Below are 18,717 nucleotides of genomic sequence, written 5' to 3'. Positions count from 1 at the left end.
CGGCACCCCATTCGGGCGACACCAACGTGGGGCGGGGACCCGATGCCGGGTAGGCGCCCTCCATGGACACCAGAACCCTCGACCCCGCGAAGGCCGTCCCCGCCCTGAACGCCGCTTCCGGGTGGTGGCTGACGACCCTGGACCGCCTGGAGCGGACCACCCTGGCCGATCCCGCGATCCGCGCACTCCAGAGGGGGGTCCGCTCGCTCCCGCTGGGCGCCGCCAGGGACGTGCTCAGGGGAAGACCCCTGGGCCACCCCCTCCACCCCGTCCTCGTCCAGGTGCCCATCGGCTGCTGGCTCTCCGCCGCGGTGCTCGACGCCGTACCAGGGGAACGGCGGGCGGCGACGACCCTGACGGCCGTCGGCCTCGCCGGTGTGGCCCCCGCCGCCATCGCCGGGTGGGCGGACTGGGCCGACATGCCGCCCGAACAGGCCCGGGTCGGCCTCGCCCACGCCGTCTCCAATGCCGCGGCCGTCGGCTGCTACGCGGTCTCCCTGGCGGCCCGCCTGCGCGGCCGCCCCGCGAAGGGCAGGCTCTGGTCATGGGCCGGACTGGCGGCCGTCAGCGTCACCGGCGCCCTGGGCGGCCACATCGCCTACCGGCAGGCCGTCGGAGCCCACCCCGCCACGTGAGGCCCTGCGGCCGTAGAAGCCGTGAAGGCCGTGAAGGCCGTGAGCCGTGAGGCCGTGTCGTCGCCCCCGTGGTCAGCGGCCCCAGCGCAGTGCCGGGGTCTGCACCGGCGCGTCCCACAGCCGCAGGAGTTCGTCGTCGGCCCGGCACAGCGTGACCGAGCACCCCGCCATGTCCAGGGACGTGACGTAGTTCCCCACCAGGGTGCGCGCCACCGTCACACCGCGGTCCGCGAGCACCCGCGACACCTCCGAGTGGAATCCGTACAGCTCCAGCAGAGGTGTCGCGCCCATGCCGTTGACCAGGGCCAGGACCGGCCCGTCGGCCGGGGCCGCGTCCGCCAGGTCGTCCAGCACGGCGCCCACGGCGAACTCCGCGATCTCCCGGGCCGACATCATCGGGCGCCGCTCCCGGCCGGGCTCGCCGTGGATCCCGATGCCCAGTTCGAGTTCGCCGTCCGGCAGGTCGAAGGTGGGGCTGCCCTTCGCGGGCGTGGTGCACGCGCTCAGCGCCACGCCGAAACTGCGGGAGGCCTTGTTGACCCGCTCGGCCACCGCGGCGACCTGCTCCAGCGGAGCACCCTCCTCGGCCGCGGCACCGGCGATCTTCTCGACGAAGAGGGTGGCGCCGGTGCCGCGCCGGCCCGCCGTGTAGAGGCTGTCGGTCACGGCCACGTCGTCGTCCACCAGTACCCGCTGGACGCGGATTCCGTCCTCCTCGGCGAGTTCGGCGGCCATGTCGAAGTTCAGCACGTCCCCGGTGTAGTTCTTGACGATGAACAGCACGCCCTGGCCGGAGTCCACCGCCTTGGCGGCCCGCAGCACCTGGTCGGGCACGGGGGAGGTGAACACCTCGCCCGGACAGGCGGCCGACAGCATTCCGGGCCCGACGAAGCCGCCGTGCAGCGGCTCGTGCCCGGAACCGCCCCCGGACACCAGCCCGACCCGCCCGCCTTCGTTCGCACCCTTCCGTACGATGATCCGGGCCTCCGGGTCGACCTCCAGCTCCGGGTGGGCGGCGGCCAGCCCGCGCAGGGCGTCGGCGACGACGGTCTCGGGACTGTTGATCAGCATCTTCATCGCGCATCTCCCTGGGCTCACAGGTGACTGTCCGACCGATTCTCGGGGGCATGCCGACCGCGCACCGCCCACTTCGACGGTAAAGGAGCCCCCTGCCGGACGACAGGCAGGCGGGCGGCCGGGCGAGCCGCTCATCCGAGACGGCCGACATGCAGGATGACCACGGCCCCCGGATCGCGGGCGAGGGTGTACAGGACGCGGTAGCGGCCCACGTGGATCCGGCACAGGCCCGAGCCGAAGACGGCGGCGCCCTTCGGGCAGGGCTCGCCGGACAGCAGGTCCACGGCGGACAGCAGCTGCCGCAGCCCGGCCGGATCGTCCGCGAGGTGTCGGGCCGCCGCGTACACGGCGGTCTGCTCCCACACGATGCCGTACGTCATCAGCCGCCTCCCCGGGTCCGGGAGCCGCCGGCGGGTCAGAGTTCGGTCGGGTCCCGGCGCTCCAGCGGTTTCAGCGCCGGGCCCTGCAGGACCTCGCCGTCGACGCCGAAGCGGGAACCGTGACAGGGGCATTCCCAGGTCCGTTCGGCGTTGTTGAACGCCACCAGACACCCCAGATGCGTGCAGACGGCGGACACGGCGTGCAGTTCGCCCTGGTCGTCGCGGTGCACGGCGCAGGGTTCGCCGCCGGCGCGGACCACCGTGCCCTCACCGGGCGGCAGGCTCCCGGCGGGGCCGTTGGTCCCGTCGCCGAGGGTGTCCAGGCGGTCCTTGACGAAGTGCTTGCCGACGTCCCACTGGGCCTTCAGGTACGCCGGGGCCGATCGCACGGGCGAGCCGACGCGGCCGGGGTCGTAGAGCCCGTCCCACGGGTCCTCGCCGCCGCGGACGAGGGAGGCGATGACCGTCCCGGCCAGTACCCCGCCCGTCATGCCCCACCCGGCGAACCCGGTGGCCACGTAGACGTTGTCGCCCTTCGTGGGCATCCGGCCGACCAGGGGCAGCGTGTCCGTCGAGCTGTTGTCCTGGGCGGCCCAGCGGTACTCGGCGGAGAACCCGGGGAAGTGCCGCTCGGCCCATGCCCGGAGGCGGGCGTAGCCGGCTTCGGTGTCCTCGCCCGTGCCCGGCGTGAAGGCTTCCCCGGTGACGACGAGGAGCCGTCCGCCGTCGGCGAGGGGCGATGTGCGGACGGACCGCTTGCCGTGTTCCTCCGAGATGTACATGCCGGCGGGGTCCTGGCCGGCCGGCACCGCGCCCGCGATCACGAGGTCCCGGTGCTGCGTGAGCCTGGTGGAGAGCAGAGCGTCGTCGAACACGGGGTGGTGGGTGGCGACGACCACGTGCCGCGCGGCCACGGTGGCGCCGGAGTCGGTGGTGAGCCGGCAGGGATCGCCGTCGTCGAGCCGCGTGACGCGGGTGCCCTCGTGGAGCCGGCCGCCGAGCGCGACGATGTCCTCGACGAGCCCGGCCAGGTAGGCGAGCGGGTGGAACTGGGCCTGGTCCTCGACCCTGACGGCGCCGGCCACCGGGAAGGGCATACCGGTCGCCGTGACGAACGACGCGTCCAGGCCGGCCGCACGCGCGGCGTCCGCCTCCGCGCGCAGGGCGTTGACGCCCTCGGCCTCCTCGCAGTAGGTGTAGGCGGGACGCCTCTCCAGCTCGCAGTCGATCCCGAGTTCGCCGGAGACCTCGACGACACGCCGCAGGGCCGCGCTCTGGGACGCGGCGTACCGCCGCGCGGCTTCCTCTCCGTGCTTGCTCCGCAGCGTGTCGTACACGGCGGTGTGCAGAGCGGTGAGCTTCCCGGTCGTGTGGCCCGTGACTCCGCCCGCCAGCCGGGACGCTTCCAGCACCACGACCTCCAGGCCCGCGCGGGCGAGCTCCCAGGCCGTGCTCAGGCCGACGATGCCGCTGCCGATGACCGCCACGTCCGCTTCGGCGGCCCCCGACAGCGCGGGGAAGGACGGCAGGGGCGCCGTCCGCATCCAGTAGGACTCTCCGGTGGCAGCAAGTGGATTCATGTCCGGCGCCTGCCCAGGAAACACACACCGATGCCCCGCCCTCGCTCAACCGCGCCCTGCCTGCCTCTCCCGGGCTTCGGCGGGAAGGGACGCACGTGAGGTCGCCGTGCCGCGTTCCGGGACGCGGGCGCCACCGGCCTCCGACACCTCGGGTGCGGCCCACGACATGCGGCGCGAGCGACTGCGGCGGCGTAGCAGGAAGGCGGGAACGCCCCAGCAGAGCGCGCACCACACCGACAGGGAGGCGCCGAGCAGGAGCGCCGTGACCGGGCCGGTGACCTGGCGCAGCACCACCAGCAGCCCCAGCGACGTCATCGCCAGGAGCAGGACCAGGCCGGCCGCGACCAGCCGGGACGCCCAGGCCACCGTCTCGGACTTCAGCCGCAGCCCGGTGACCAGCCGGTGGAGGGCGACCGGGCCCGTCAGCGCCGCCGTCGCGGCGGCCCCGCAGAGCAGGCACAGGAGGTAGAGGAGGCGGTCGGTGTCGCCCAGCCTGCCGTAGGCGGGGGTGAAGGCCACCGCCAGCAGGAAGGCGAAGAGCAGCTGCACGGCGGTGAGGACCACGCGTACCTCGTGCATGAGCTCCAGCCAGAGGCGGTCGGCCCGTTCGTCGCACGTCTCCAGCCGCTGCCCCACATTCGCGGCACGGGCGATCATCCGGGGCCGCCCGGGGCCGGGGAACGGCCCGGAGCCGGGGCGTCGTTCCGATACGAGACGGGCATGGGGGTCACTTCCTGCAACTGTCCCCGAGGTGGCACACCGCCTCGCTCCGCCCGGTCGGGGAACCGTTCTCTCGCGTTCCCTCGCCGGGTCGGGCAGTGCAGCGGTGGTCCAGTGGCGCCTACCCGGCTCCCGGCCGGACATACACGGGCGAGCGGGGCGCCGCCCGTGTAGAGGTACACCGGCCGGGCAGACGCCGTGTCACGAGGCCGTGTCACCGAGCGGCGGCCCGAGCCGCCGCCGGGGACCGCCGTTCCGCCGTTCCGGGAGGGAAAGATGGCCGTTCGACACCGACTGGTCCACGCCGCGCCCGAGCAGGTGTGGTCCGTGCTCGCCGACGCCTCGCGCTACGCCGACTGGGTCGTCGGCACCAGTGACTCACGCCCCGCCGACGGGCTGTGGCCCGCGCTCGGATCCGCCCTGGAGTACACCGTCCGGCTCGGACCGTGGACGGCCTCCGGTACCACCGTCGTACGGAGGGTGAGAGCCCCGGAGGCGCTGGAGCTGGAAGTGCACAGTGGCCCGCTCGGCACGGCCAGGGTCGCGATCGAGATCCGCTCGTGGGGCGAGGAGGCCCTGGTCATCATCGACGAGCATCCCCTGCGAGGGCTCGGGGGCGCGCTGCACAACGCCGCGCTCGACGCGCTGCTCCAGCTCCGCCACCGGCAGATGCTCGCGACGCTCGCACAGGTGGTGGAGGAGCAGGCCGCGACCGGCGACCGCGTGAAGGCCTGAAGGGGCCGAGGGCGACCGCGCCCGGGCATTCGCCGGCCGTCAGGCCCGCCGCGACCGGCTCGCGGACGGGCGCGCGGCCGCGGCGCCGCCCGGCCCGAGCAGTCCCGTGGGCGCCGGATCCCCGCCGGTCGCGAGAACCCGGCGGGACCGGTGCGCGACGACCGTGGGCAGGAGGGCGCGCACCCCCTGTACGCCGCGCACCCAGGGCGGGGCGTAGACGTGGGCCGACCGGCGCTCTATGCCGTTGACCATGGCGCGTACGCAGGGGTCCGGGGCGTGGACGGCCGAGGCGGGCCAGGGCAGGTGGGCGCGCAGCGTCCGAAAGGCCTCGGTCTCGTCGGCTGCTCGGATCAGGCTCGTGTCGACCCAGCTCAGATAGGCGACACCCACGCCGACACCGTGGTGTGCGACCTCCGCGCGCAGCGCGTGGGCGAACGCCTCCACGCCGCTCTTGGAGGCGCAGTACGCGCTGAGCAGCGGTGCGGGCGCGAGGGCGGCCAAGGAGGCGACCTGGAGGTAGTAGCCGTGCGTGCGCAGCAGGTCGGGGAGGAAGCAGCGCGCCGTCAGCGCACTGCCCACGAGGTTGACGTCGACGACCCGCCGCCAGGCGGCCGGGTCGCAGTCCAGGAGCGTTCCGCCCATCGCTATCCCGGCGTTGGCGACCACCACCGACGGCGCGCCCAGCGACGCCCGTACCGCGCGGGCGGCCTCGGTCAGCGCGGCACTGTCGGTGACGTCCACCGGCCAGCAGGCCGCGGGACCGGGCAGTCCGGCTGCCAGGCGGCCGAGTCTGTCCTCTTCCAGGCCGATCAGCGCGACGCGGGCACCGCGCTCGGACAGGGCGCGGGCGAGCCCTTCACCCAGTCCCCTCGCGGCGCCGGTGACCACGGCCACCCGGCCCTCCAGAGGGCCCGGGCACCTGTCGCACCGCCGGCTGCGGATCCCCATGGCTCGCCCCTGCCCGTCCGGGCGCCGCCCACACCTGGGCCGGCCGTACGCACCGCCGTTCGCGGGTCGCCCGGTCCCGTGCTCAGGACCCGGGCGGCTCGGGCTCCCCCTCGATCTGCTCCTGCGTGATGACCTGGAGCTCGTTGGTGCGCTCGTTGCGGATCCGGTAGACCGCGTGCGGCCCCGGATCGCGTACTTCCTCGATCCGGCCCCGGTGCAGGTCCTCGCGGCCGTCGCGGTAGGCGACCCGGTCGTGCTCGGCGGGAAACATGATCTCCTCCTCGTACGGTGCGTCCGCGGCCGTCGCCCCGCCGGCCGGTGTCGCCCTGGGAAGCTGGTCAGCCCCGCTCAGGAGCGGGGCTGCGAGACGCGTCTGCCCGGAGCGGGACCTCCCACACCTGGTGCGGGCCGTCGGTTGCGGGCTCGGTTCGCCCGCCCGCGCGGTGGGGAAGCGCCGGGTCCGGGATGGCACAGACTGGAAGAAGACCGGGCGGAACGAGACGAGAGGCGGCGGCGCCCCATGCCCTCCACGGCGCTCATCGTGATCGACATGCTCAACACCTACGAGCACGAGGACGCCGAGGCCCTGGTTCCGTCCGTCCGCGAGGCGCTGCCCGGCATCACGGCACTGCTGGAGCAGGCCCGCGCCAGCGACTCGCCCGTCGTCTACGTGAACGACAACTTCGGCGAGTGGCGTTCCCACCACGGCGAAATCCTCGACGCGGCCCTCGCGGGCCGTCACCGGAGCCTGGTGGAGCCGGTCGCACCCGACGAGAACTCGCTGTTCGTGGTCAAGGCACGGCATTCGATCTTCTTCGAGACCCCGCTGGCCTACCTGCTCGGCCAGCTGAAGGCAAAGCGGCTGGTCCTGTGCGGCCAGGTGACCGAGCAGTGCGTGCTGTACTCGGCACTGGACGCGCACATCCGGCACTTCGACGTCGTCGTGCCGGACGACGCGGTGGCCCACATCGACGCCGATCTGGCCGCGGCGGCCCTGCGGATGATGAGCCGCAACATGTCCGCCGACGTCTGCACGGTGAAGGACGTCGAGTTCGACGGCTGAGCCGTCGCCGACGATGCCCGTCGGACACCCGGCGCGGTGTGCCCGCCGGGCGCGTGTGAACCGACGTCATCGGGGCAGGTGCCCCGAGCGCGCGCGGACGCGCGTGAGACGAACCGGTACCGAGCCGGCCGCTGATCCCGAGAGGTGGAACATGACCTCGAACCGAGCGGGCGCAGGCCCCGCGGACACCTTCGCCGACGGCCAGGGCCGGGAGACCCCCTGGAGCGATTTCCAGAGGGTCCTGGACCAGATGTTCGACCTCCTTGAAGGCGCCCGCCAGGACGACGGCGCCCCCGCGCCGACGAGGGCACCCCGCCGCCCCGGGGGTGCGGGCCGCGGCAAGCGCTGACGCCGTGCGGCGGCCGCGGGGAGTGAAAAGCCCAGGTGCGGGCAGGCGCGGGATATGTCGATTGCCCGTTCGGACCGGCTCGCACGTGCCGGCCGAGCCGGCACAGGAGTGCAGAAGCATGGTGTATGCGACCTGGTCCGCCGACAAGAGCGGGGTATCCCGGGCGTCCCGAGGCGCCGAGGCACCCGGAGGTGCCTCATGTGCGGTCTGAGTGGAGAGGTGCGGTTCGGCGGCGGGCGTCCCGACCTCGCCGCCGTCGAACGCATGACCGACGCGATGGAGGCGCGGGGACCCGACGGCAGAGGGATCTGGTCCCAGGCGGCAGTCGCCCTGGGACACCGCCGGCTGCAGATCATCGACCTGTCGGAGCGCGGCGCCCAGCCCATGGTCGACGCCCAGCTGGGCCTCACCGCGGTCTTCAACGGCTGCATCTACAACCACCGGGAACTGCGCGCCCGCCTGGAGAGGCACGGATACCGCTTCTTCTCCGACTCCGACACCGAGGTCGTGGTCAAGGCGTACGCCGAGTGGGGCCGGGACTGCGTCGAGTTCTTCGTCGGCATGTTCGCCTTCGCCGTCGCCGAGCACCACACGGGCCGGGTCGTCCTGGGCCGTGACCGGCTCGGCATCAAGCCCCTCTACGTCACCGAGGACTGCGACCGCCTCCGCTTCGCGTCCTCGCTGCCGGCCCTGCTGGCCGGCGGGGGAGTGGACACCTCCATCGACCCGGTGGCCCTCCACCAGTACCTGAGCTGGCACGGCACCGTGCCCGCACCCCGCACGGTGCTGGCCGGCGTACGGAAGGTCCCGCCGGCCACCGTCCGGGTCGTCGAGCCCGACGGCACCACCCACGACCACTGCTACTGGCAGCCCTCCTACACCCGGCGTTCCGATCTCGGGGACGATCCCGTCCTCTGGCGCGAGGCCGTGCACGAGGCGCTGCGTACGGCCGTACGCCGGCGTACGGTCGCCGACGTGCCCGTCGGGGTGCTCCTGTCAGGCGGTCTCGACTCCAGCCTGATGGTGGCCATGCTCGCCGAGGAGGGCCACGACGACGTCCCGACCTTCGCCATGGGCTTCGAGGAGGAGAACGGCGAGGACGGCGACGAGTTCCTTTACTCGGACCTCGTCGCCCGCCGGTTCTCCACCGACCACCACCAGTTCCTGATCCCCTCCGACCGGCTTCCCGCCGCCCTGGAGGCCGCGATCGGATCCATGAGCGAGCCCATGGTCAGCCACGACGCCGTGGCCTTCCACATGCTGTCCGAGCAGGTGTCCAAAGAGGTCAAGGTCGTCCTGTGCGGCCAGGGCGCCGACGAGGTGTTCGCCGGCTACCACTGGTACCCGCGGATCGCCTCCGCCGGCCGGGCCGGAGCGGACGACGCCTACGCCCGCGCGTACTTCGACCGGACGCACGCCGACCTGACCGCCATGATCCGTCCGGACCTCGCCGTGGACCACGACGCCTCCACCGACTTCGTCCGACGCCACATGGCCGCCCCCGGAGCCGACACCGCCCTCGACGCCGCCCTGCGCATGGACGTCCACGCCCTCATGCCGGACGACCCGGTCAAGCGCGTCGACAACATGACGATGGCCTGGGGACTGGAGGCCAGGGTGCCGTTCCTGGACCAGGACCTGGTGGAGCTGGCGGCGGCCTGCCCCCCGGCGCTGAAGCTCGCACAGGGCGGCAAGGCCGTCCTCAAGGACGTCGGACGCTCCGTACTGCCCCGCGAGGTCGTCGACCGCCCCAAGGGCTACTTCCCCGTCCCGGCGGTACGCCACATGGCCCGGCCCGTACTGGCCCGGGTACGGGACGCCCTGACGGCCCCCGAGGCGCGCCGGCGCGGGATCTTCGACGAGAGGGTCGTCGAAGAGCTGCTCGCGGCGCCCAACCGCCACCGCGCCAGGCGCGGGGCCAACACCCTGTGGCAGGTGGCGACGCTGGAGATCTGGCTCCAGGCGCACGGCATCCGGTGACGCGACGCGGTGAAGTGACCGGACCGAGTGGTGGGAACACTCAGGAAGCGGAAGCCTGGGAGAGGTGGCCATGCCCCTGGAGCGGACGAACCTCGTGGATCACGCACTCGGTACGGCGGGCGGAACCCCGGCGCCCCCCGGCGCACGGGGGCCCGACGTGCTACCCGCCGACACCGCGTCCCCCACGCCGGCGCCTGTACCGCTACGGCTGCCCGACCATCTCAGCGCCGACCCGCCCACCCTGCTGCCCGCCCACGGATGCTGGTACCCCTCCGCCGACCCCACCGGGGAGCACGTCGCCTTCATCTGCGACCGGGCCGGCGTGCCCCAGCTGTGGAGCGGCCCCGCGAGGGGGAGCGAGGCCCACGTCCTGGACGGCGACCCCGACCCGGTGACCGAGGTCTCCTGGTCGCCCGACGGCCGCTGGATCGCCTACACGTCGGCGCCCGGCGGCGGCGAACACACCCGCGTCCTGGTGGTGCGCCCGGACGGAACCGGACGGCAGGTGCTCGCCGGAGCCGAGCCGGGAAGCTCCGCACACCTCGGGTGCTGGACCCGGGACGGCACCGCCCTGGCCGTCACGGTGGCCCAGCCCTCCGTGTCCGGCGCCGAGCACACGGGCGCCGGACACCTCCCGTCGGACGCCGACGGGGCGCCGGCGGACGGCGCGCGGGGCCCCGTCGCGGCCTGGTCCGAACGCGGAGGCCCCGCGACCCTCCTCGGCGGCGCGGCGGCGCACCGGGCCTTTCCGAACCAGGGCGCCGGCCCGGCCCCCGGCCCGGCCCCCGGCCAGGTCCGCGGCGGCGGGCTGGCCGCCTACCTGGTCGACCCCGACGGCGCGCACGCCCCCGTCCTGCTGTACGGCGAGGAGGGCGCGGCATCGCTTCGCGTGTGCGACACCAGTGCGGACGGCCGTTTCGCACTCGTCCGCCGCGGTCCGCGCGGCCGGCGCGAGGCGCTCGTGCTCGACACCGCCTCCGGGCACACCACCTTCAGCCTGCACGTCGCCGACGGGGACCCCTGGATCGGGCGGTTCTCCCCCGACGCGCGGACCGTGTGGCTGCGCAGCGACACGGACCGCGAGTTCGCCGCCCTCCTACGGGTCCGGCTGGACGGGCAGGGCGCGGGCGGGGCCGTGTCCGTCGCGGTCGAACGCGAGGGGACCGGCCTCGACCTGCTCAGCGTGCCCGACCACGGCCGGTGGGCGCTCCTCGCCTGGAACGTGCAGGGCGCGACCGAGCTGGAGAGCACGGCTCTGCCCCTCGCGGACTCGGACGGCCGCGCCGGACCCCGGCACCGGCCCGTGCTGCCGCACGAGGTGGTGACCCGAATCGCGCCGCTGGAGCGCGGCGGCCTGTTCGCCGCGCTGGCCGGGTCCCGGCGCAGGCCCGGCATCTGGGAACTGGACCGGGGGCTCGTGCCCGCCCGCGCCGGCTGGTCGGCCCGGGACGAGGACGCGGTGCCGCCCGGCCGGCCCCCCGTACGCCCCGTACCCCTGCGCTGCCCGGCGAGGGACGGGCTGACGCTCGGCGGCTGGTACTACCGGGCGCCCGGCCGGGATCCGGGCCGGCCCGCCCCGTGCGTCATCCACCTCCACGGCGGCCCCGAGGAGCAGGAGCGGCCGGTGTTCAACCCGCTCTACCACGAACTCCTCGGCAGGGGCCTGGACGTGTTCGCCCCCGACGTCCGCGGCTCCTCCGGCTGGGGACGGTCCTTCGTGGACGCCGACCTCGGCGCCGGACGGTTCGCGGCGATAGAAGACGTCGCCGACTGCGCCGCCCACGTGGTCGCGCTCGGCTACGCCGACCCCGTACGGCTGGGAGTGATGGGCCGCTCGTACGGCGGCTACCTCACCATGGCCTCCCTGGTGTGGCATCCCGACCTCTTCCGCGCCGGCGTCGCGGTCTGCGGGATGTCGGACTTCGCCACGTTCTTCGCCGGCACGGAACCGTGGATCGCCCAGTCCGCCACCGCCAAGTACGGGCACCCCGAACACGACCGGGACCTGCTGCACGCCCTGTCCCCCATGAGCCGCATCGACCAGCTGCGCGCCCCCGTGCTGGCCGTTCACGGCGAGCACGACACCAACGTGCCGCCGACGGAGTCGGAGCAGTTCATCCGCGCCGCGCGCGGCCGCGGGGTGCCGGCACGGCAGCTGACGCTGCGGGACGAAGGCCACGAGTTCCTGCGGGCGGACAACAGGAGGCTCTACCGGCGGGCCGCCGCGGACTGGCTGGAGCGGTACCTCGGAGGCGGCCCCGCCCTCTGACGCCGGCCGATGCGCCAGGTCGTCAGGTCGTCAGGTCGCCCGTCGTCAGCCCTCGACGCCTGTGGAGGTGTGGGCGGCACCGACCGGTTTGGATTCGGGGGAGCCGCGCTGGCGCAGGTACACGGAGAGGATGACCATGGCCGCCACGGCCAGGAGCTCCGACTGCCAGTTCTGCAGGCTCCTGTTCCAGAAGTCCGCCGAGGCCAGGTAGCCGCCCCATCCGACCGGGTCCTGGAGCTGCCGGAGCTGCTGCTCGTCGTAGGCGGCCATGCCCGTGATCGACTGGGCGGCCCAGGACAGGAGGAACAGCGTGCCCATGACCAGGCCCAGCGAGCGGGCGTACACGCCCTGGCGCCAGTCCTTCGCACCGGCCCAGCGGGGCGACTGCTCCGTGGCGTGATCGCCCACGCGCTGCTCGCGGTCCGACTCCGTACCGATCTTGTGGATCTCCTTGGACTCCGGCGACCCGCGCTGGACGAGCCAGACGGTCCCGAAGACGTAGAGGAAGAACTGCAGGAACTCCGACTGCCAGTTCTCGGTGACGTCGACGGCGAAGTCCGACGAGGTCACGTACTGGCCCAGGCTGATCCGCTGGAGGCCGTCGACGGCCAACTGCTCGTTGAACTCGGCGTGCCCGGCCAGTGCCTGACCGAGCAGGACGACGAAGAACGCCGTTCCGAAGGCCAGGGTGAGGCTGTTGTCCCGCCAGAAGCTCGCGCGCCGCTCCCGGCCCCGCTTCTGCCGGTTCACCGGTGCATCGCCCCGATCGCGATGAAGTAGCCGAGCCCGCCCACGATCACGAGCAGGCAGGCGGCGAACAGTCCGCGCATGTCAGCCGCCCTTCACCAGGCACTGGTACGGCGCGTCGCCCCGAGGGGTGCAGCCGGCCGCCACCACCCGCCAGCCGCCGGTGAACAGGGACAGGAACAGCGTGTCCCCTTCGGCGCGGACCAGGGCCATCCGCCCGTAGACCTCCGTCGCCCCCAGCGCAGCCGACACCGGCAGCTCCTCGCTCCCCAGCGCCCGCGCGCACGCCTGCTTCCCGTCCTGCTCCAGCTGGGCGCGGGTCGCGGGGGCCAGCAGCCGGCACGCCCCGGTGTAGTCACGCAAGGACAGTGCCTGTTCGAAGGCGCGGGCCGCGTCGCGTGCGCCGTCCACCCGCACTGCCGAGGCTCCGCAGCCCGTGAGGAGCGACAGCGCCGCCGCGGCCAGTACCCCGGCGCCGAGCGGCCCGCGAGCGCCCCGGCGAGGGCTGGGTCGGAGCCCCGGACCGGCGGCTGTCACCGGCTTGCGGCGCTGGGCACGGCCAGGGGGTCCCGCGGGGCCTTCGGCTTCTCCGCTTCGAGCTGCTGACCGAGCTCGGTGAGCCGGTTGCGGCCCATGGCCTTGCGGACCTCGGGGAACCAGTCCTTCTCCTCTTCCTCCACGTGGTGGCGGACGTTCTCCATCAGAACGCTCATCTTCGCCTTGAAGCGCTCGTCGGACGGGTCCATGTTCTTGATCTCGGACAGCATCCACACGACGGCGTGGTGCTCTTCGATGCTCTCCAGGATGTGGTCCGTGGTGTCCGGTGCGGCCTCACGGGCGGCGGGGTAGAAGATCTGCTCCTCGATCCACGCGTGGACGGTGAGCTCCTCGATCACTTCGTCGGCGATCCGGCGGCGTTCGCCCGTGTCCTCGTCGTCGGTCTTCTCGAACTGCTTGAACAGCTTCTCGACCGTCTTGTGGTCGTCGCGCAGGAGCACGATCGCGTCCATGTCTGTCCTCCGGGTCTGCGGCGGATGTGCGGACCTGAACCGAGCGGCGTCGGCGCGGTCATCCTCCCGGCGCAGACCCCTTCCGCGGGGGTACGGGGCCGCAGGCCGCGCCCAGGTCACCCGAGTGGCCGCGCCCGGCGCGCGCGGGCAGCGGCGGGGAGCGGAGGGTGAGCCGCTACGCCGCCTCACACGCCGCCGGTGAGCGCACCGGCGATCCCCGCGGCCGTGAGCACCGCCGCCGCCAGGTGGGACAGGGACGGCGCGAAGCCGCCCGCGTCCGGGGAGGGTTCCGCAGGCGGGGCCGGCGCGGGGTGGTCGGGGGTGGCGGCGTGGTGGGGCAGGACACCGCGGTGCCAGAAGAGGCACAGGCGTTGCCAGTGCGCGCGTTCGTCCTCGCCGTCACCGGCGGGGCACCCCAGGGCCTCCAGCAGGTGGCCCCGGTACAGGTCGAACGCCACCCGCAGGTGCTGCCCGTAGGTCGCGGCCCTCAGCAGGGCGCCGCGGTAGCAGACCCACGCGGCGAGCCAGCCGCCCCACAGGCACAGCAGGAACAGCGGCGTCGGAGCGTGGACGGCCCACAGGTAGCCGGCGCCGCCGACCGCCAGGACCGCGGACAGGAAGGCGGAGCAGAGCAGGGCCGTCAGGCCGGTCCGGGCCGAGCCGAGCACGAGCAGGAACGGCTCCGGGAGCAGCGGGTGCAGCCGTGGCCACACCAGGGCCGAGTCGATGCCGTACCGCAGGCGGGGGTAGAGCTCGGCGGCCTTGAGCGCGTTGCCGAGCCGGGTGGGCATGACGTCGCCCGTCCGGGTGCGCGGAGGGTAGCGGTCGTGGGCGGAGGCTTCGTCCGCCCGCCCCATGACGCGCCGGTGGTGGCCCCGGCCGATCCGGCCCAGCGTCCGGCGCCCCAGCGGGCCCCAGTGGCCCGCCGCCAGCCGGAGCAGCGAGGTCTGGGCGCTGCCGAGCGCCGCCGTCAGGCAGACCAGGGCCAGGGCGAAGCCCGCGGCCACGAGCACCTTGGACTCCCACGAGCCGTGGCGCCATGCGTGCAGCGCCCCGTGCGCGGAGCCCCGGCCGGCCGCGAGGACCACCGCCGCCAGGCAGCAGAAGACGAGGCTCGGCAAGAACACGCCGCGGAAGGAGCGCCGGCCGGCCACCACCGCCAGTTCGCCGAGGGTGGTGCTGAACACCGCTCACCGCTCCCGCGGTTCGAGCGGATGGGCCGACTCGTCGCCGGTACACGCCGGAGGGTAGTCGGGGTCGTACAAGGTGACCTGGTTCAACCGGCCGCACCGGCACAGGACCCGGGCGACGGGCACCCCGACCGCGCCCGGCAGGACCCCGTCCTCGGGGTGGGCGAGGTCGGACCTGGTACGGCCCGGCGGTACGTGCACCCCGGCGGCGTGGCGTGCGATCGTCGGGTGTTCCAGGACGCCCAGGACGCCGCGGGGGCCGATCACGACGGCGCCGAAGGGGTTCAGCGGGAGCAGGGTGACGGCCTCGCCGGTGAGGAGTTCGTCCAGGGTGAGGTGTGCGGGCAGGAGCACGGCGGGCGGCAGGCTCCCGCCGGCGGCGGATGCCGGGGCCGCGGTGCCCGCGGGCGGGGTGCCCGGGGGCGCGGCGACCCCCAGACCGGTGGGCACGCCCGCCGCGTCCAGGGTCACGACGTACCCGTCCGTCGCCGCGTCGGGACGGGTGCTGACGGGGGCGAGGGGCAGCTCGTCGAGGGTCATCGCCAATCTCCTGCCAAGGTGAACGGAGCCCAGTAGTACGGGTGGTCGAAGGCGGGGAGGTGCTGCTCGCGCCGGGCGGGCGCGTAGCGGGCCCGGTTGCGCAGCACGAGCAGCGGGCGCCGGTGCGGGGAGCCGTGGGGTGTCTCGGCGAGCAGGGCGTCGATCTCCGCGAGGGCGCCGCCGACGTCGCCCGCCCGCAGGCGCAGGCGGGCGACGTCCCGGCTCAGGGACCGTACGGACTCCGGGTCCGCCGCGCGCAGCCGTTCGCCCCGCCGCTCCCGCTCGCAGTGCTCCAGGGCGTCATCGAGGCTCATGGTCCGCAGTCGGCGCCTGGCGGCGGACAGCGCAGCCGCGAGCGGGCTGCCGTCCTTCATCCGCCGGTAGAAGTCGGCCATCAACAGCGCGCTGGAGATGTCGTCCACCTGCCACCGGGTCACCAGGACGGAGCGTGCACCCGCGTGCAGGAACTCCCTTGTCAGCCCCATCAGTTCGTTGCCGGCGCGCTGCTCCTGGGCGCCCGTGTCGCAGCCGCTGAGCACGACCAGGCGGACGTCGAGCCGTACGGTGGGCAGATCCTCGGCGGTCAGTTCCCCGCCGGCCAGCAGGAGGCCCGACCGGGACGGCCGTTCCCGGTCCAGGCGGCAGTGGCAGGCCAGGTGCAGTACGTCGTACCGGGCCTGTGAGAGCCGTTCCCGCAGGGTGTCCAGGCCGGCCGCCGCCCCCGTGTGGACCTCCGCGGCGGGCAGGACCGCACGGATGGCCCGCGCCTCGGCCCGGGCGTGCGGCAGGTCGCCCCGCGAGTCGGCCAGGACCAGTGCCGTCCGTGTCTCACTCCGTACGGCGGGCCCGAGCCTGTACCGCATGAGCGACGCACTCGGAGTGCAGCTCATCGGGTTGCGTTCACCCCAGGGGGCGCCCTCCACGGGCACGGCATGCAGCGGAAGATCGTGCAGCGGGCCGTCCGGCACCAGCCACATGACCTCGCCGGGCCGTGTGTGCTCGGCGAGGGCCCGGGCCAGTGGCGCCAGGCCGGCGGTCCACGGCGGTGCGGGGCGGCCCGGATCCGGCCTTTCGGGCGTGAGCGCCCGCGCGTCCAGCCGCAGGTCGACCACCACCGGCTCGGCCCGCTCCGCCCGCACCAGCAGGACGACGGTGCGGTCGCCCACGCTGACGAACTCGCACAGGACCTCGCCGGGCCGGAGCATGTCCCGTAACTCCGCGTACTGCGCCGGTGCACCCCGCCGGCCGCTCACGTACGCCGCTCCGGCCGCTCCGGTGGCCTCCATGGCCCGCCAGATCCGCTCCAGCTTCGCGCGTTCCACCTGCCCCCAGTAGGGGTTGAGCACCGCGAAGCCGTACGGGCCGCGGGTGCCGATCCGGTCGTCGCTGCGCACGCTCCGCAGCAGATTCCGCTCCTGCTGCTGCAACTCCCTCAAAGCGGAGGGGAGTTCGCTGTCGTGGGTGCCGCCGATCGTCTGCAGCATGAGTCGGGACCGGCCCCGCTCCGCCAGGTCCACCGCCGTCGTCAGCGGCACGCCCGGGACCCGGCGGTCCACGACGAGGGCGACGAGCTCGGCGCACGGACGGGCGAGGTCGAGATCGATCCGCAGGTCGGCGTCGGCGACACGGTCGCGTGCCGTCTCGACCGAGGCGACGACGGAGATCAGATGGGAGTACTGCTCGGGCCAGTCGCCCAGACGGGCCGCGGTCCGGGCCAGCAGCCGGTGGGCGGCGGTCTGCTGGGCCAGGTCCTCCGCCGAGCGGGCGACCTGGAGTACGTCCAGGGCCGCGAGCCTGGCCGTCTCGACGGAACCGTGGGCGAGGGACCGCTGCGCGTCGGCCAGGACCTCGCGCAGGCCGTGGCCGACCGGGAGCGGGTACATGTCGGCGAAGCCCCGGTAGGGGCTGGGGAGCGTCACCCCGGGCTGCCGGCCGAGCCGGTGCGCCGTTTCGGCGGCGCGCCGATCCACGTGTCGCACGAAGGCGATCTCCCGGTGGTGGACGGACAGGAAGGGAATCCAGGTCGGAAGCTCCTCGAACAGGCCGTGTGCCGCCCGCAGCGGCAGGGCCGACGGGAGGCGGCGGCCGGACCCGCCGCCGTCGCCGCGGGTCCGGCCGGCGGTGGTCTCCACGAGCTCGGCGAGGCGTCGCAGGGCCGCCGGCAGGGTGGAGCGGTCGCCCACCTCGTCCACTTCGGCCAGGGCTTCGTCCGTGCGGGCCAGTTCGAACGCGAGGACGTCGGCGGTGAGGCACCGGGCGGCGGCCGCGTTCAACGGGAGGCCGGCGGCGGCGAAGAGCCGGGCCGCGTAGCGCCGGTTGCGGACGGCGTTGTCCAGCAGGCCCGCCGCCAGACTGACCTCGGCCCGTGCCATGGCCGTCATCGCGGCCACGGTCTGCCACGTCGTGAACAGCCCGCGGCGCTCGGCCGCGGGGATCTCCGTGCCCGCCTGGTACTGGAAGAGGGCCTTCAGGGAGTCCGCGTACGCCTCGGCCGTGCTCACCCAGGGCTCCGCGTCCGGAGTGGGCGCGGCGGCGTTCGCCCGCCAGGTCCTGACCACGAGGTCGTGGCCGGCGGAGCCCGCCAGCACCTCGTCATGACGCAGCATCAACTCCCACGGCGCCAGATCCGGCCGCCGGGGGCGACGGATCACCGCGTCGTAGGCCCACGATCCGACGACGGAGCCCTGGATCCAAGGGACGCGGAAAGCGGGCAGGAGCGGGAGGCGCACCGCGTGGAGCACCCGCAGCCGCCAGTCCCCGGTACGGGCCGCGTAGGCGGAGAAGGCCAGCTCGGCCGCCATGACCGCGACCGCCGGCACCAGCAGGCCGGGCGCGCCGGGATGGGTGACCGCCAGGAGCGCCGGCCCCCAGCCGCGCCCCAGCAGCCCGCGCAGCATCCGGAAGGGCTCCAGCCTGGGGGACGGGACGCCTCTGACGTCCGGCCACGTGCGCCATTCCTGCAGACAGCCGAGAGCCGTCACCAGGAGCAGGGTCAGCGCCCAGCCCGCGGACGGCCGGGACACGACGGCCCCTTGCGATCCCAGAGCGCCGAGCCAGGACTCAGGCCACAGGGCCAGCGCCCCGCCCGCCGACAGGAGGACCAGCACCCGCTTCAGGCGCTCACGTCCGCGCAGCAGTCGGACGAACACCCGTAACCGCAGATCGAGGAGCAGGATCCGCCCGAAGACCAGGAGGGCCAGCACCAGGCCCATGGCCGCCGACGCGGGCTGATCGTGCCACCACAGGAGCAGCGGCAGCGCCCCGGCCGCGAGATGGAGCAGCCGGCACAGATGGTCGCCGGCATACGGCGGCTGGATCGCGCCCGCGCGCGTCTGCCAGACCCCTCGCCCCCCGAGCTGCAAGATCTCACTCCCTGTGCGCGACCGTGAACCGGCAGTGCGGGAAGCCTAGCGGCCCGCGCAGGGCAAGACCGTCCCCCGCGGCCCTGGTTCACCCGGCCCGGGCCCGTCCGGCGCGGGCACGGCCGCGGCGTC

The 18,717-nt window shown here is 74.2% G+C and carries 18 protein-coding genes; 6 read left to right on the top strand and 12 right to left on the bottom strand.

Going from position 1 to position 18,717, the window contains the following annotated elements:
• Positions 1 to 62: 62 nt before the first annotated feature.
• Complete coding sequence (locus BSL84_RS01745; protein ID WP_051873228.1) at positions 63 to 635, top strand: DUF2231 domain-containing protein; 573 nt, start codon at positions 63 to 65, stop codon at positions 633 to 635.
• 72 nt (positions 636 to 707) lie between these two features.
• On the opposite strand, the gene dhaK is transcribed toward BSL84_RS01745, so the two are convergent.
• The 4 genes from dhaK to BSL84_RS01725 form a co-directional block, all read right to left on the bottom strand.
• A complete protein-coding gene (gene dhaK / locus BSL84_RS01740) occupies positions 708 to 1,712 on the bottom strand; it encodes a dihydroxyacetone kinase subunit DhaK (protein ID WP_045321545.1) in 1,005 nt (334 codons plus the stop codon).
• A gap of 131 nt (positions 1,713 to 1,843) precedes the next feature.
• Positions 1,844 to 2,092, bottom strand: coding sequence for a type II toxin-antitoxin system RelE family toxin (locus BSL84_RS01735; RefSeq protein ID WP_075969647.1), 249 nt, complete (start codon positions 2,090 to 2,092; stop codon positions 1,844 to 1,846).
• Positions 2,093 to 2,127: 35 nt separating this feature from the next.
• Complete coding sequence (locus tag BSL84_RS01730; RefSeq protein WP_075969646.1) at positions 2,128 to 3,672, bottom strand: FAD-dependent oxidoreductase; 1,545 nt, start codon at positions 3,670 to 3,672, stop codon at positions 2,128 to 2,130.
• 45 nt (positions 3,673 to 3,717) lie between these two features.
• Entirely contained in the window at positions 3,718 to 4,329 is a 612-nt protein-coding gene (locus BSL84_RS01725) for a DUF6328 family protein (RefSeq protein ID WP_199816126.1), read from the bottom strand.
• 339 nt (positions 4,330 to 4,668) lie between these two features.
• On the opposite strand from BSL84_RS01725, the gene BSL84_RS01720 reads away from it, so the two are divergent.
• Positions 4,669 to 5,127, top strand: a complete 459-nt coding sequence (locus BSL84_RS01720; RefSeq protein WP_075969644.1) for an SRPBCC family protein — start codon at positions 4,669 to 4,671, stop codon at positions 5,125 to 5,127.
• 39 nt (positions 5,128 to 5,166) lie between these two features.
• Here BSL84_RS01720 and BSL84_RS01715 read toward each other — a convergent pair whose 3' ends face one another.
• Together BSL84_RS01715 and BSL84_RS01710 are read right to left on the bottom strand one after the other, a co-directional pair.
• Positions 5,167 to 6,075 (bottom strand): SDR family oxidoreductase, encoded by a 909-nt coding sequence (locus tag BSL84_RS01715; RefSeq protein WP_075969643.1) that lies wholly within the window; start codon positions 6,073 to 6,075, stop codon positions 5,167 to 5,169.
• An 82-nt stretch (positions 6,076 to 6,157) separates the two neighbouring features.
• On the bottom strand, positions 6,158 to 6,346 hold the full coding sequence (locus tag BSL84_RS01710; RefSeq protein WP_030030478.1) for a hypothetical protein: 189 nt from the start codon (positions 6,344 to 6,346) through the stop codon (positions 6,158 to 6,160).
• Positions 6,347 to 6,595: 249 nt separating this feature from the next.
• Here BSL84_RS01710 and BSL84_RS01705 point away from each other — a divergent pair, with 249 nt between their 5' ends.
• The 4 genes from BSL84_RS01705 (at position 6,596) to BSL84_RS01690 (ending at position 11,736) form a co-directional block, all read left to right on the top strand.
• On the top strand, positions 6,596 to 7,138 hold the full coding sequence (locus BSL84_RS01705; RefSeq protein WP_030030477.1) for an isochorismatase family cysteine hydrolase: 543 nt from the start codon (positions 6,596 to 6,598) through the stop codon (positions 7,136 to 7,138).
• A gap of 151 nt (positions 7,139 to 7,289) precedes the next feature.
• The gene (locus BSL84_RS01700; RefSeq protein WP_030030476.1) at positions 7,290 to 7,487 is read left to right on the top strand and encodes a hypothetical protein; all 198 of its coding nucleotides are present in this window, start codon (positions 7,290 to 7,292) and stop codon (positions 7,485 to 7,487) included.
• A gap of 198 nt (positions 7,488 to 7,685) precedes the next feature.
• Positions 7,686 to 9,467, top strand: coding sequence for an N-acetylglutaminylglutamine amidotransferase (locus BSL84_RS01695; RefSeq protein WP_030030475.1), 1,782 nt, complete (start codon positions 7,686 to 7,688; stop codon positions 9,465 to 9,467).
• A gap of 70 nt (positions 9,468 to 9,537) precedes the next feature.
• A complete protein-coding gene (locus BSL84_RS01690; protein WP_079273080.1) occupies positions 9,538 to 11,736 on the top strand; it encodes a prolyl oligopeptidase family serine peptidase in 2,199 nt (732 codons plus the stop codon).
• A 45-nt stretch (positions 11,737 to 11,781) separates the two neighbouring features.
• On the opposite strand, the gene BSL84_RS01685 is transcribed toward BSL84_RS01690, so the two are convergent.
• From BSL84_RS01685 to BSL84_RS01660, 6 genes are all read right to left on the bottom strand, one after another.
• Complete coding sequence (locus BSL84_RS01685) at positions 11,782 to 12,486, bottom strand: DUF6766 family protein (protein ID WP_075969642.1); 705 nt, start codon at positions 12,484 to 12,486, stop codon at positions 11,782 to 11,784.
• A gap of 81 nt (positions 12,487 to 12,567) precedes the next feature.
• A complete protein-coding gene (locus BSL84_RS01680) occupies positions 12,568 to 12,894 on the bottom strand; it encodes a hypothetical protein (protein WP_079273406.1) in 327 nt (108 codons plus the stop codon).
• 122 nt (positions 12,895 to 13,016) lie between these two features.
• Complete coding sequence (locus BSL84_RS01675; protein ID WP_045321539.1) at positions 13,017 to 13,493, bottom strand: hemerythrin domain-containing protein; 477 nt, start codon at positions 13,491 to 13,493, stop codon at positions 13,017 to 13,019.
• Positions 13,494 to 13,678: 185 nt separating this feature from the next.
• Positions 13,679 to 14,680 carry a hypothetical protein gene (locus tag BSL84_RS01670; RefSeq protein WP_075969641.1) on the bottom strand — a complete coding sequence of 334 codons (1,002 nt, stop codon included), beginning with the start codon at positions 14,678 to 14,680 and terminating at the stop codon, positions 13,679 to 13,681.
• A gap of 3 nt (positions 14,681 to 14,683) precedes the next feature.
• Complete coding sequence (locus BSL84_RS01665) at positions 14,684 to 15,223, bottom strand: hypothetical protein (protein WP_075969640.1); 540 nt, start codon at positions 15,221 to 15,223, stop codon at positions 14,684 to 14,686.
• A complete protein-coding gene (locus BSL84_RS01660; protein WP_075969639.1) occupies positions 15,220 to 18,585 on the bottom strand; it encodes a CHAT domain-containing protein in 3,366 nt (1,121 codons plus the stop codon). Before BSL84_RS01660 ends, BSL84_RS01665 begins: the two co-directional genes overlap by 4 nt.
• Positions 18,586 to 18,717: the final 132 nt, after the last annotated feature.

This window comes from Streptomyces sp. TN58, from assembly GCF_001941845.1.
In the GTDB taxonomy this organism is placed as follows: domain Bacteria; phylum Actinomycetota; class Actinomycetes; order Streptomycetales; family Streptomycetaceae; genus Streptomyces.
This window is presented reverse-complemented; position numbering and strand designations above follow the sequence as displayed.